This window comes from Pseudomonas sp., from assembly GCF_050739995.1.
GTDB lineage: Bacteria > Pseudomonadota > Gammaproteobacteria > Pseudomonadales > Pseudomonadaceae > Aquipseudomonas.
Genome location: NZ_JBOICG010000560.1, coordinates 1 through 12,432, shown reverse-complemented (window position 1 = coordinate 12,432; position 12,432 = coordinate 1). Strand labels below are relative to the sequence as shown.

At 60.8% G+C, this 12,432-nt stretch carries 13 protein-coding genes; 1 reads left to right on the top strand and 12 read right to left on the bottom strand.

Features of this window, described 5'->3' with window-relative positions; translation table 11 throughout:
- Window positions 1-50 precede the first annotated feature (50 nt).
- The 12 genes from lipA to ACRESD_RS18525 all read right to left on the bottom strand — a co-directional run bounded on the left by lipA (window position 51) and on the right by ACRESD_RS18525 (window position 11,453).
- Entirely contained in the window at window positions 51-1,052 is a 1,002-nt protein-coding gene (gene lipA, locus ACRESD_RS18580) for a lipoyl synthase (RefSeq protein WP_431752251.1), read from the bottom strand.
- Window positions 1,053-1,078: 26 nt separating this feature from the next.
- The gene (gene lipB / locus ACRESD_RS18575) at window positions 1,079-1,726 is read right to left on the bottom strand and encodes a lipoyl(octanoyl) transferase LipB (protein WP_431752249.1); all 648 of its coding nucleotides are present in this window, start codon (window positions 1,724-1,726) and stop codon (window positions 1,079-1,081) included.
- The gene (locus tag ACRESD_RS18570; protein ID WP_090365645.1) at window positions 1,726-2,001 is read right to left on the bottom strand and encodes a DUF493 domain-containing protein; all 276 of its coding nucleotides are present in this window, start codon (window positions 1,999-2,001) and stop codon (window positions 1,726-1,728) included. Before ACRESD_RS18570 ends, lipB begins: the two co-directional genes overlap by 1 nt.
- An 84-nt stretch (window positions 2,002-2,085) precedes the next feature.
- Window positions 2,086-3,243: a D-alanyl-D-alanine carboxypeptidase family protein gene (locus ACRESD_RS18565; protein WP_431752248.1), complete on the bottom strand. Its 1,158-nt coding sequence runs from the start codon at window positions 3,241-3,243 to the stop codon at window positions 2,086-2,088.
- A gap of 181 nt (window positions 3,244-3,424) precedes the next feature.
- On the bottom strand, window positions 3,425-4,426 hold the full coding sequence (locus ACRESD_RS18560; RefSeq protein WP_431752247.1) for a septal ring lytic transglycosylase RlpA family protein: 1,002 nt from the start codon (window positions 4,424-4,426) through the stop codon (window positions 3,425-3,427).
- On the bottom strand, window positions 4,426-5,436 hold the full coding sequence (gene mltB, locus ACRESD_RS18555) for a lytic murein transglycosylase B (protein WP_431752250.1): 1,011 nt from the start codon (window positions 5,434-5,436) through the stop codon (window positions 4,426-4,428). Before mltB ends, ACRESD_RS18560 begins: the two co-directional genes overlap by 1 nt.
- Before the next feature lie 17 nt (window positions 5,437-5,453).
- The gene (gene rodA / locus ACRESD_RS18550) at window positions 5,454-6,557 is read right to left on the bottom strand and encodes a rod shape-determining protein RodA (protein ID WP_057703348.1); all 1,104 of its coding nucleotides are present in this window, start codon (window positions 6,555-6,557) and stop codon (window positions 5,454-5,456) included.
- Window positions 6,558-6,588: 31 nt separating this feature from the next.
- Window positions 6,589-8,487 (bottom strand): penicillin-binding protein 2, encoded by a 1,899-nt coding sequence (gene mrdA / locus ACRESD_RS18545; RefSeq protein ID WP_431752246.1) that lies wholly within the window; start codon window positions 8,485-8,487, stop codon window positions 6,589-6,591.
- Between the two features lie 15 nt (window positions 8,488-8,502).
- Window positions 8,503-8,970, bottom strand: a complete 468-nt coding sequence (gene rlmH, locus ACRESD_RS18540) for a 23S rRNA (pseudouridine(1915)-N(3))-methyltransferase RlmH (RefSeq protein ID WP_003176297.1) — start codon at window positions 8,968-8,970, stop codon at window positions 8,503-8,505.
- A 9-nt stretch (window positions 8,971-8,979) separates the two neighbouring features.
- Window positions 8,980-9,474, bottom strand: a complete 495-nt coding sequence (gene rsfS, locus ACRESD_RS18535; RefSeq protein WP_003215432.1) for a ribosome silencing factor — start codon at window positions 9,472-9,474, stop codon at window positions 8,980-8,982.
- Between the two features lie 69 nt (window positions 9,475-9,543).
- Window positions 9,544-10,188: a nicotinate-nucleotide adenylyltransferase gene (gene nadD, locus ACRESD_RS18530; RefSeq protein ID WP_431752245.1), complete on the bottom strand. Its 645-nt coding sequence runs from the start codon at window positions 10,186-10,188 to the stop codon at window positions 9,544-9,546.
- Window positions 10,188-11,453 (bottom strand): glutamate-5-semialdehyde dehydrogenase, encoded by a 1,266-nt coding sequence (locus ACRESD_RS18525; RefSeq protein WP_431752244.1) that lies wholly within the window; start codon window positions 11,451-11,453, stop codon window positions 10,188-10,190. The genes nadD and ACRESD_RS18525 overlap by 1 nt, the downstream gene beginning before the upstream one ends.
- Before the next feature lie 175 nt (window positions 11,454-11,628).
- On the opposite strand from ACRESD_RS18525, the gene ACRESD_RS18520 reads away from it, so the two are divergent.
- The gene (locus ACRESD_RS18520) at window positions 11,629-12,312 is read left to right on the top strand and encodes a DNA-3-methyladenine glycosylase (protein WP_431752243.1); all 684 of its coding nucleotides are present in this window, start codon (window positions 11,629-11,631) and stop codon (window positions 12,310-12,312) included.
- Window positions 12,313-12,432: the final 120 nt, after the last annotated feature.

The following is a 12,432-nucleotide window of genomic DNA, read 5'->3' as shown; positions in this document are numbered from 1 at the left end:
GGGGGCAAGCCCCCTCCCACATTGGACCTGCGGTGCTGCTCACATCTCTATCAGGACACCAGGCTCGCCTTGACCAGCTTGGCCTGTTCGTCAGCGTGGTACGAGGAACGTACCAACGGGCCAGATGCCACGTTCTTGAAGCCCATCTTGTAACCTTCCTCGGCAAACCAGGCGAAGGTGTCCGGGTGCACGAAACGCTGCACCGGCAAGTGGCTGCGGGACGGCTGCAGGTACTGGCCCAAAGTCAGCATGTCGATGTCGTGTTCGCGCATGCGCTTCATGACTTCGATCACTTCTTCGTCAGTCTCGCCCAGGCCCAGCATCAGGCCGGATTTGGTCGGAATGTGCGGCATCATCTGCTTGAATTTCTGCAGCAGGGTCAGCGACCACTGATAGTCCGAACCCGGACGCGCGGCCTTGTACAGGCGTGGCACGGTTTCCAGGTTGTGGTTGAACACATCCGGTGGCTCGGCAGCGGTGATTTCCAGCGCTACGTCCATGCGACCACGGTAGTCCGGTACCAGGGTTTCAAGCATCACGTTCGGCGACAGCTTGCGGATCTCGCGGATGCAGTCGGCAAAGTGCTGGGCACCGCCGTCGCGCAAGTCATCACGGTCTACGGAGGTGATCACCACGTACTTGAGGCGCAGGTCAGCAATGGCGATGGCCAGGCTTTCCGGCTCGTTGGCGTCCAGAGGCTTCGGACGGCCATGGCCCACATCGCAGAACGGGCAACGGCGGGTGCAGATGTCACCCATGATCATGAAGGTCGCGGTGCCACCGGAGAAGCACTCGCCCAAGTTCGGGCAGGAGGCCTCTTCGCACACGCTGTGCAGCTTGTGTTTGCGCAGCAGGGCCTTGATGCGGTCGACTTCCGGCGAAACCGGGATGCGTACGCGGATCCAGTCAGGCTTCTTCGGCAGTTCGGTGGTCGGAATGATCTTCACCGGGATGCGTGCAACCTTCTCGGCGCCGCGCAGCTTGACGCCGGCTTCCACCTTGGCACGCGGGGCCGGGGCCGGACGTTCGGTAACGTCCACCGTCGGGATCATGGTTTGCACTGCATCAGTAGTCATAATCAGTCGATTCCGCCCGTGAGGGTCGTCTGCTCAGCATAGTCGAGGTGTTTGACGAGCTGCGCACGCAGCCGGGCACTAACCTCGGCAAATTTAATCGGTGTGGCATGGTCGCTCATCTGGGTCATGGCCAGCCCGGCGTAGCCACACGGGTTGATCCGGCGAAACGGCGCCAGGTCCATGTCCACGTTCAGGGCCAGGCCATGAAAGGAGCACCCATGGCGAATGCGCAGCCCCAGGGAAGCGATCTTCGCGCCGTCCACGTACACACCAGGTGCATCGGGCTTGGCCGCGGCAGTCACGCCGTAACTGGCCAATAGCTCGATCAGGCAAGCCTCCATTCGAGTCACCAGGTCGCGCACGCCAAAACCCAGCTTGCGTACATCCAGCAGCAAATAAGCCACCAGTTGACCGGGCCCATGGTAAGTCACTTGGCCACCTCGGTCGACCTGCACCACCGGAATATCACCCGGCAGCAGCAGATGTTCGGCCTTGCCGGCCTGGCCCTGGGTGAATACCGGCGGGTGTTCCACCAGCCAGATTTCATCGGGAGCCGAAGTGCCGCGCTCGTTGGTGAAGCGCTGCATCGCATGCCAGACCGGCTCGTAGTCCATCCGGCCGAGCTCGCGAAAGCCCAGGACCTGTGACATCACAACACCATATGCACGAAGCCAGTGGCCCGCAGTTCGCTGTTGATGTTGTAGAGCTGGTCCTGATCCGTCGCAACGATGTGCAATTGGATCGTGGTGTACTTACCGTTGGTGCTCGAACGCTCGTCCACCCGGTTGTCGTTGATCGTGGCATGTTTACGCACGATCTCGAGAATCTTGTCTTTGTTGCCTACACCGGTATCGCTGATCACTTTGACGGGATAATCCGTCACTGGGAATTCGATCTTTGGCGCCTTTACTTCTTTATCGGTCATGGCGTAACGGCCTCGTAAGCGTAAGCCGTGGCGACGGGCAAGGCCCCGTGTCGGGTCAACACGGGGCCTTGCAGGTGCACACTATCAGTTGAACAAGCTGTAGAAGAATAGACGGATGCTATCCCACACGCGGCGGAAGATACCACCTTCATCGACGGCATCCAGAGCGATCAGGTCGGCGCTGTGCACCACTTTATCGTCCAGCTTCACTTCGACTTTACCGATCACGTCGCCCTTGGCGATTGGCGCGACCAGTTGTGGGTTCATGGTCATGCTGGCGGCGAGCTTTTTCAGCTGGCCTTTAGGCATGGTCAGGGTCAGGTCTTCAGCCAGGCCGGCCTTGACTTGGTGGGTCGCGCCTTTCCATACCGGCGCCTGCGCAAGCTCTGCACCCTTCTGGTAGAACGTCTGGGTTTCGAAGAAACGGAAGCCGTAGGTCAGCAGTTTTTGCGTCTCGGCCGCACGGGCCTGCTCGCTGTTGGTGCCGAAGACCACGGCGATCAGACGCTGGCCATCACGTACAGCGGACGACACCATGCAGTAGCCGGCTTCGTCGGTGTGGCCGGTTTTCAGGCCATCGACGGTCTTGTCACGCCACAGCAACAGGTTGCGGTTAGGCTGCTTGATGTTGTTCCAGAAGAATTCTTTCTGGGAGTAGATCGCGTAGTGCACCGGGTCGACACGAATGATCGCGCGCGCCAGGATCGCCATGTCGTGAGCCGACGAGTAGTGCTCTGGGTTCGGCAGACCGGTCGGGTTCATGAAGTGGCTGTTGGTCATGCCCAGGTCGGACACGGTTTTGTTCATCATGTCGGCGAACGCGTCTTCGCTGCCGGCGATGTGCTCGGCCAAGGCGACGCTGGCGTCGTTACCGGACTGAATGATGATGCCGTGCAGCAGGTCGCTCACAGTCACCTGCGAACCCACTTTGATGAACATCCGCGAACCGCCGGTGCGCCATGCGTTTTCGCTGACGGTAACCGGGTCATTCTCGCCGATCTGGCCGCGACGGATTTCCAGGGTCGCGATGTAAGCCGTCATCAGCTTGGTCAGGCTGGCCGGTGGCAGGCGCTGGTCACCGTTACTTTCGACCAGCACGTTGCCGCTGGCGGCATCCATGAGGACCCAGGCCTTGGCGGCCAATTGCGGGGAAGCCGGCACCATCTCAACCGCCCAGGCGGCCGGGGTGATGATCAGCGAAAGAAGCAGGCACGTGCGTTTGGCTAAGGTGGTGATGTTCATCCGTCTCTCGAAATTGCTTATGGAAACTTGCCCTCGCGGGCAAAACTATTCAGACAGCCCGCTTCCAGACTGTCGCGTGTTCGGTTGCCCGCTCACCCCTTGCCCCTGGGTTTTTATTGTTCACGAGCCAACAACCAGGGCTCAAGCCCGCGCACGGGCCCAAGCCATCAATCCCTTACTGTTATTCTGCGGTGACTACGCTGGGTTGCCCCAGGTTGGCCAGACGCACGCTGTTCTGTACCTGCGCAACCTCGCTCGGCGAGCCGATCGGCCCCATGCGCACACGGTGCAGAGTCTGTTGGTTACGCACGATGGAACTGATGAAAACCGGCGCGCTGACCATACCGCTGAGTTTCGACCTTAGCAGCTCTGCCGCATCCGGGTTAGCGAAAGCGCCCACTTGCAGATACTGTCCGCCGACCATCGAGGCGCCGGGCACGGCACGCGGCACAGCCACGGTATCCGGTGCGTGCTGCGCTGGCGGCGGCGTCCACTGCTCGATCTTGCCGGCCGAGGCCGTCACTTGCGGTTGCGGGGTCTGCGGTTCGTTGAGCATCAACGGCGCCGGCTTGCCACGCTGGGCCCAGTACTGCGCCGGGTCGATACCTTCGACTTTCACCCGCGCCGTGCCGGTCTCGGCATAGCCGAGTTTCTTCGCGGCAGCGTAGGACAAGTCGATGATCCGGTCCGAATAGAACGGCCCACGGTCATTGACCCGCAGGATCACCGTGCGGTTGTTGTCCAGGTTGGTCACCCGTACATAGCTGGGCAGCGGCAGCGTCTTGTGCGCCGCGCTCATGCCATACAGGTCGTACACTTCGCCATTGGCGGTGTTCTGGCCATGGAACTTGGTGCCATACCAGGACGCCGTGCCCGTTTGCGAGTAGGTCTTGGATTCCTGCAGCGGGAAGTAGTTTTTACCCAGCACGGTATAGGGGTTGGCCTTGTATGGGCCGGTGTGCAGGGTTGGCGTGGCGTCCGGGATCTTCGAAACATCGACATCCCACCACGGCGCGCCATCTTTGTGTGCGCGGTTGATATCCAGGCCCGGCTGGGCGCGGACGATGCCACCGCCCTTCTGCGCCGGTGCACGGCTGGTCGTGGATGAGCAACTGACAACCAACAAGGACAACGCGGCGAACGCCACCAGCTTGAGCGGTTTGTTGAACGGCGATACCCGCATTACTTGTTGCCCCGTGCTTGGACCAGCATGTCTGACAGCTGATGCACGGCCATGGCGTACATCACACTGCGGTTATAACGCGTGATTGCGTAAAAATTCTTCAGGCCCATCCAGTATTCCGGACCGTCTGCGCCTTCCAGGCGGAACGCCGTCACCGGCATGTCATCGCGTGGCGCATTCTGACTCGACCAGCCCAGCGCCCGCAACTCCCCGACCGTCTTGACCGGTTCAATGCCCTGGGTCAGGCCTTCGTCGGCGCGGTTGCCAGTCACATCGGCACGGATCACCACTGGTTCGCCGGCCACCCAACCATGGCGCTTGAAGTAGCTGGCCACGCTGCCGATGGCGTCGTCGGGGTTGCTCCAGATATTGATGTGGCCGTCGCCGTCGAAATCCACCGCATAAGCACGGAAGCTGCTCGGCATGAACTGCGGCAAGCCCATCGCCCCCGCGTAAGAACCCTTGAGGGTCAATGGGTCGACCTGTTCTTCGCGGGCCAGCAGCAGGAACTCGCGCAGTTCCTTGCGGAAGAATTCGGCGCGTGGCGGGTAATCGAAACCCAGGGTCGACAGGGCGTCGATCACCCGGTAACTGCCGGTATTGCGCCCATAAAAGGTTTCAATGCCGATGATCGCGACGATGACCTGGGCCGGTACACCGTATTCCTGCTCGGCGCGGGCCAGCACCGCTTCGTGCTGACGCCAGAAGTCCACACCACGGGCCACCCGGGCATCGGTGAGGAACATCGGGCGATATTCCTTCCACTGCTTCACGCGCTCGGCGGGGCGCGAGATCGCGTCGAGGATCGCCTGCTTGCGCTGGGCCTCACGGAATACGCCCATCAGTTGTTCGCCAGCAAAACCATAGTCGCGGGTCATTTCACCGACAAATTCGGCGACCTGGGGTGAACCATCGTAGTCACCGGCCTGCGCCTCTTGCGTCGCGCCCAGCAGCCCGATAAGGCTCATCCAGGACGCGTGCCGAGTCGCCCAGCCGCGCATTACTTGCATTGACATCTTCACCTTATTCAAACCTGTGCGATCCACTTGCGATGCGTATGAATCGACATCAAAACCCCAAACGCTGACAGCAATGTCACCAGCGAAGTTCCGCCGTAGCTAATGAATGGCAACGGCACCCCAACCACCGGCAACAGGCCACTGACCATACCGATGTTGACAAAAACGTAAACAAAAAAAGTCATGGTCAGGCTGCCGGCCAGCAATTTGCCGAACAGCGTCTGAGCCTGGGCGGTAATCACCAGCCCGCGACCAATCAACAGCAAATAGATCAGCAACAGTGCGCAAATGCCCACCAGGCCGAACTCTTCACCCATCACCGCAATAATGAAGTCGGTGTGACTCTCGGGCAAAAAGTCCAGGTGCGACTGGGTACCCAGCAGCCAGCCCTTGCCAAATACACCACCGGAGCCAATGGCTGCCTTCGACTGGATGATGTTCCAGCCCGTGCCCAATGGGTCGCTCTCCGGATCAAGGAACGTCAAGATCCGCTGCTTCTGGTAGTCATGCATAAAGAAGAACCACATGGCCACGGCCACCGGGATCGCGGCAGCCAGCACACTGAGAATCCAGCGCCAGCGCAAGCCACCCATGAACAGCACGAACGCACCGCCCGCCAGGATCAGCAGCGAGGTGCCCAGGTCGGGCTGGCGCACGATCAGGATAAACGGCACGCCGATCAGGATCAGACTGATCCCCACATGTTTGAGCTGCGGCGGCAAGGTGCGCTTGGACAAGTACCAGGCGATGGTCGCCGGCATCAGGATCTTCATGAATTCCGACGGCTGGAAGCGAATCACCCCCGGGATGTTGATCCAACGCGTGGCGCCCATGGCGTTGTGGCCCATCACGTCCACCACCACCAGCAACAACACACCGGCCACGTAACCGAGCGGCACCCAGCGCGCCATGAAACGCGGCTCCAACTGGGCAATCACCACCATCGACAACAGGCCCAGGCCGAATGAGGACGCTTGCTTGATCAGCAGATCCCAGTTCTTGCCGCTGGCCGAATAAAGGACGAACAGGCTGCCGGCCGCCAGCGTCAGCAGAAGGATCAGCAAGGGGCCATCAATGTGCATGCGCTGCAGCAACGTCGCACGGCGACGCATCACATCTTCACTGGAGAGGATGCGGTCAAAATTACTCTTCACGGGCCGTAACCTCGGGGCTTGAAGGGGGGCCGCCATATTCGGGCTTGAGCCTGCCGTCGTCGGCCAATAGCCAGGCGTCCATCACTTGGCGTACCACAGGAGCGGCAACGCCGGAGCCGGACTCACCGTTTTCGACCATCACCGCCACCACGATTTTCGGGTCGTCCGCCGGGGCGAAACCGACAAACAAGGCGTGGTCACGGTGACGCTCCTGAACCTTGGAGCGATCGTATTTCTCGCCTTGCTTGATCGCGACCACCTGGGCCGTACCACTCTTGCCGGCGATGCGATATTGCGCGCCAACCGCCGCCTTGCGTGCCGTACCGCGAGCGCCGTGCATCACTTGCTGCATGCCATGGTTGACCTTGGTCCAGTCAGACGGGTCGCGCAGTACGATGTCGGGAATCGGGTTTTCGTCCACCGGCTTTTCGCCTTCGATGGTCTTGGCCAGGTGCGGACGGTTCCAGATACCTTTGTTCGCCACCAACGCCGTGGCCTGGGCCAGCTGCAAAGGCGTTGCCTGCATATAGCCCTGGCCGATGCCGAGGATCAGGGTTTCGCCCGGGAACCACGCCTGACGACGGGTCGCACGCTTCCATTCCCGTGACGGCATCAGGCCAGGGGATTCTTCGAACATGTCCAGGGAGACTTTCTGGCCGAGACCGAACTTGCCCATATAGGCAGACAAGCGATCAATCCCCAGCTTGTGGGCCAGGTCATAAAAATAGGTGTCGTTGGAGCGCATGATCGCGGTGTCCAGATCGACATAGCCGTCACCCGTGCGGTTCCAGTTACGGTATTTGTGGTCATAGTTGGGCAGCATGTAGTAACCCGGGTCGTACACGCGGCTCGATGCCGTGACCACGCCCGAATCCAGGCCGGCAATCGCCACGGCCGGCTTGATGGTCGAGCCTGGCGGGTACAGTCCGCGCAACACGCGATTGAACAGCGGACGGTCGATGGAATCACGCAGTTCGGCATAGGCCTTGAAACTGATGCCGGTGACAAACAGGTTCGGGTCAAAGCTCGGCTGGCTGACCATCGCCAGCACTTCGCCGGTGGCCGGGTTCAGTGCTACTACTGCACCACGCCGACCACCAAGCGCCATCTCCGCCGCTTCCTGCAGCTTGATGTCCAGGCTCAGCACAATGTCTTTGCCAGGGATCGGGTCAGTGCGCTTGAGTACCCGCAGCACGCGGCCACGGGCGTTGGTCTCGACTTCTTCGTAACCCACCTGGCCGTGCAACTCGGGCTCGTAGAAGCGCTCGATGCCGGTCTTGCCGATATGGTGAGTGCCGCTGTAGTTGACTGGGTCGAGGGTTTTCAGCTCTTTCTCGTTGATCCGTCCCATGTAGCCAACCGAGTGCGCAAAGTGCGGCCCTTGCGGGTAATGCCGCACCAACTGCGCCACCACCTCCACACCGGGCAGGCGGAACTGGTTCACCGCGATCCGCGCGATCTGCTCTTCGGTCAGCTCAAACAGGATCGGCACCGGCTCGAATGGCCGGCGCCCCTGTTTCATACGCTTTTCGAAGATCGCCCGGTCTTCCGGCGTCAGTTGCAACACCTCGACGATCACATCGAGGACCTGTTGCCAGTCGCCGGAACGCTCACGGGTCATGCTCAGGCTGAAGCTGGGCCGGTTATCGGCCACCACCACGCCATTGCGGTCGAAAATCAGGCCACGGGTCGGGGGTATCGGCTGCACATGCACCCGGTTGTTTTCCGACAAGGTGGAGTGATAGTCGTACTGGATCACCTGCAGGAAATACAGGCGCGCGATCAGCACGCCCATCAGGACCACCACCAGAATCGCACCAAACACCACCCGCGCGCGTACCAGACGTGCGTCTTTCTCATGGTCCTTGATGCGGATCGGTTGAGTCATCGGGAGGGGCGCAGATTATTTGTGGTAAGGGTGCCCGGACAGAACTGTCCAGGCGCGATACAGCTGTTCACCGATCAGAATCCTTACCAACGGGTGCGGCAACGTCAGCGCCGACAGCGACCAGCGCTGATCGGCCCGCGCACAGACTTCAGGTGCCAGCCCTTCCGGGCCACCCACCATGAAGTTGACGGTGCGCGAGTCCAGGCGCCAGCGATCCAGCTCCACCGCCAACTGCTCGGTGCTCCAGGGTTTGCCGTGCACTTCGAGGGTGACGATGCGCTCGTTGGGGCCGACCTTGGCCAGCATGGCTTCGCCTTCCTGACGGATAAAGCGGGCCACGTCGGCATTCTTGCCCCGGGTATTGAGCGGTATTTCCACCAGTTCCAGCGACAGCTCAGCGGGCAGTCGCTTGGCATACTCGTGCCAACCTTCTTCCACCCACTTGGGCATGCGTGAACCGACAGCGATCAGACGCAGGCGCACAGCCGTTCCTTATTCCTGGTCTTTGTTGAGCTTGTCGAAGTGTGCGTGGCCCACTTCCGGGCTGTGGTGTTTGCCATCAGCGGCACGGCTCTGCTCGGCACCTTTCCACAGACGCTCCAGGTCATAGAACTGGCGAGCGTTGGAGGTCATCATGTGAACGATCACGTCGTCCATGTCCAACAGTACCCAGTCGCTGTCGCCCTTGCCTTCTTCACCCAGCGGCTTCACGCCTTGGGCTTTGACGGCTTCACGGACCTTGTCCAGCATCGCGCCGATCTGACGGTTCGAAGTACCGGTAGCGATGATCATGAAGTCGGTGATGCTTTGTTTGTCACGTACGTCCAGCACCTGGATGTCCTGGGCTTTAACGTCTTCCAGGGCAGCCACGGCGACTTTTACCAGCTCTTCGCCAGCCAGCTCTGGGCCGGTGTGGGCTTCAACCGGCAACGGTGCGCTTTTGAAGGTGCCTTTGCGCTTAACTTTGCTTACGTCTTTGTTCGTCATATAAAACTCGTTTTGCTCGTATGTTCGGGCGCTCGCTGCACATTCATTCGTGCGTTCAAGCGCGCCTTTTCAGTTCGACGCACGGTAAAGTCCGTGCGCATCGATGTAGGCCAGGACCGCGTCAGGCACCAGGAAACGTACCGACTTACCGCTGGCCAGCAGTTGACGGATCTGGGTGGCAGACACCGCAAGCGGGGTCTGCCAGACGAATGCAATATTCCCGTTCGGCCCGGTCAGGGCCAAGGGGTCACTTACCGACCGCGCGGCCAGCAGGTTGCGCAAGGCATCCGGCGGTTCGCTGTCGGCATCCGGGCGTTGCAAAACCAGGATGTGGCAATGCTGGAGGAGTTCCTCCCAGCGATGCCAAGAGGGCAGGCCGCAGAATGCGTCCCAGCCCAAAAGCAGAAACAACTGGTCATCCGCGGCCAACTCGGCGCGCATCAGCTCCAGGGTGTCAACAGTGTAGGACGGTTTATCGCGCTTGAGCTCGCGGTCGTCCACCACCAACGGCGTTATGCCTTCCACTGCCAGGCGCACCATTTCCAGGCGCTGCCGTGGCGACACTTGCGGCGTATCGCGATGCGGTGGCCGGGCGTTGGGCATCATGCGCAGTTCATCCAGCGCGAGGGCATCCGCGACTTCCAGGGCACTGCGCAAATGGCCAATGTGCACGGGGTCGAAAGTACCGCCGAGCAGCCCGATGCGTTTAGCCATCAAGTGCGCACATGACCGTCGCCGAACACCACGTACTTCTCGCTGGTCAGGCCTTCCAGCCCAACCGGACCACGGGCGTGGAGCTTGTCGGTAGAAATACCGATCTCCGCGCCCAGGCCATATTCGAAGCCGTCGGCAAAGCGCGTCGAGGCGTTGACCATCACCGAGGCGGAATCCACCTCGTTGAGGAAGCGACGGGCATCGCTGAAATGCTCGGAGACAATGGCGTCGGTGTGCTTGGAGCCGTAGGTGTTGATGTGTTCGATGGCTTCGTCCAGGTCGTCGACAATCTTGATCGACAGGATCGGTGCCGTGTATTCGGTGTACCAGTCCTGCTCGGTCGCTTCGATCACGTCCGCGCCCAACAGCGCACGGGTACGCTCGCAACCACGCAGTTCCACGCCCTTGTCGCGGTAGATGGCAGCCAGCGGCGGCAGCACGCGCTCGGCAATGCCGGCGTGCACCAGCAGGGTTTCCATGGTGTTGCACGGGGCGTAGCGGTGGGTCTTGGCGTTGTCGGCGATGCGGATGGCCTTGTCGATATCGGCGGCGATGTCGATATAAACGTGGCATACGCCGTCCAGGTGCTTGATAACGGGCACCTTGGCATCGCGGCTGACGCGCTCGATCAGGCTCTTGCCACCGCGCGGCACGATCACATCGACGAATTCCGGCATGGTGATCAGCGCGCCAACGGCAGCGCGGTCGGTGGTTTCGACCACTTGCACCACTTCGGCCGGCAATTCGGCCACGGCCAGGCCCTGCTGGATGCAGGCCGCAATGGCACGGTTGGAATTGATCGCCTCGGAACCGCCACGCAGGATGGTGGCGTTGCCGGACTTGAGGCACAGGCTCGCAGCGTCGATGGTCACGTTCGGGCGCGACTCGTAAATGATGCCGATCACGCCCAGCGGCACGCGCATCTTGCCGACCTGGATGCCGGACGGCAGGTAACGCATATCGCGGATTTCACCGATGGGGTCAGGCAGCTTGGCCACCTGACGCAGGCCTTCGATCATGTCGTCGATACGCGCCGGGGTCAGCGCCAGGCGGTCCAGCAGGGCCGGCTCCAGGCCATTGGCGCGGCCGTTGGCCAAGTCTTGCTCGTTGGCGGCGGTGAGCTCGGAGCGCGAAGCATCCAGAGCGTCGGCGGCGGCCAGCAGGGCGCGGTTCTTCTGCGCAGTGCTCGCACGGGCGATCAACCGCGAGGCCTGACGGGCAGCGCGACCCAGGCGGGTCATGTAGTCAAGAACGGACTCAGTCATGGTCAGGGAGTCTTGGCAGGGAGGAAAGCGGCAGATTATAGCTGTGACGCCGCCCGACTGACAGCGGTGAGGGGCGGATGGTCGAAATGAACTGTAAAAACTTGGGGTTCAGCGGTAATTAAGGTGGGAGTTGTTATGATTCCGTCACATTTAGCCGTATTAACCTCCAACCGCCATGACCATTTTTTTGCCCGAACGCCCCGCCAGCGCCCTGCCCGACAGCTTCTTCGACCGTGACGCGCAAATTCTTGCGCGAGAATTGCTCGGAAAAGTCATCCGCCATCGCGTCGGCGATATCTGGCTTTCAGCGCGAATTATTGAAACCGAAGCCTATTACGTGGCCGAAAAAGGCAGCCACGCCTCACTCGGCTACACAGAAAAGCGTAAGGCTTTGTTTCTGGATGGTGGTCACATCTACATGTACTACGCCCGTGGCGGCGACTCGCTGAACTTCAGCGCCCAGGGCCCGGGCAATGCCGTACTGATCAAATCGGCCTACCCGTGGGTAGACGAAGTATCCGGCCCAGCGAGCCTGGCGCAGATGCTGCTGAACAACCCGGACGCCAACGGCCACCCACGCGCCTCGCAAAAGCTGTGCGCCGGCCAGACCCTGCTGTGCAAAGCCCTGGGCCTGAAAGTGCCGATGTGGGACGCCAAGCGCTTTGATCAAGAGCGGCTCTACGTTGAAGACGTAGGCCAAATGCCGACACACATCATCCAGACCACCCGCCTGGGCATCCCCAGTGGACGCGATGAACACCTGATGTACCGCTTTGTGGATGCTGGCTACGCGCCTTACTGCACGCGGAACCCGTTACGCCGAGGCCAGGTCGAAGGCCGCGATTATTTTTTGATTTGAATTGATTGAAACGGCTGTTTTTGCTGGAAATCGATATCCACAACACAGTAGATCTCATGTGGGAGCGGGCTTGCTCGCGAATGCGGTGTGTCAGCTATAGGCGCCCTAACTGATATAACG

What these genes read in the sequence shown, in the direction of transcription:
- lipA (WP_431752251.1), bottom strand. Translation starts at nt 1,052, where the DNA reads ATGATCCCGACGGTGGACGTTACCGAACGTCCGGCCCCGGCCCCGCGT.
- lipB (WP_431752249.1), bottom strand. Translation starts at nt 1,726, where the DNA reads ATGTCACAGGTCCTGGGCTTTCGCGAGCTCGGCCGGATGGACTACGAG.
- ACRESD_RS18570 (WP_090365645.1), bottom strand. Translation starts at nt 2,001, where the DNA reads ATGACCGATAAAGAAGTAAAGGCGCCAAAGATCGAATTCCCAGTGACG.
- ACRESD_RS18565 (WP_431752248.1), bottom strand. Translation starts at nt 3,243, where the DNA reads ATGAACATCACCACCTTAGCCAAACGCACGTGCCTGCTTCTTTCGCTG.
- ACRESD_RS18560 (WP_431752247.1), bottom strand. Translation starts at nt 4,426, where the DNA reads ATGCGGGTATCGCCGTTCAACAAACCGCTCAAGCTGGTGGCGTTCGCC.
- mltB (WP_431752250.1), bottom strand. Translation starts at nt 5,436, where the DNA reads ATGCAAGTAATGCGCGGCTGGGCGACTCGGCACGCGTCCTGGATGAGC.
- rodA (WP_057703348.1), bottom strand. Translation starts at nt 6,557, where the DNA reads ATGCGTCGCCGTGCGACGTTGCTGCAGCGCATGCACATTGATGGCCCC.
- mrdA (WP_431752246.1), bottom strand. Translation starts at nt 8,487, where the DNA reads ATGACTCAACCGATCCGCATCAAGGACCATGAGAAAGACGCACGTCTG.
- rsfS (WP_003215432.1), bottom strand. Translation starts at nt 9,474, where the DNA reads ATGACGAACAAAGACGTAAGCAAAGTTAAGCGCAAAGGCACCTTCAAA.
- nadD (WP_431752245.1), bottom strand. Translation starts at nt 10,188, where the DNA reads ATGGCTAAACGCATCGGGCTGCTCGGCGGTACTTTCGACCCCGTGCAC.
- ACRESD_RS18525 (WP_431752244.1), bottom strand. Translation starts at nt 11,453, where the DNA reads ATGACTGAGTCCGTTCTTGACTACATGACCCGCCTGGGTCGCGCTGCC.
- ACRESD_RS18520 (WP_431752243.1), top strand. Translation starts at nt 11,629, where the DNA reads ATGACCATTTTTTTGCCCGAACGCCCCGCCAGCGCCCTGCCCGACAGC.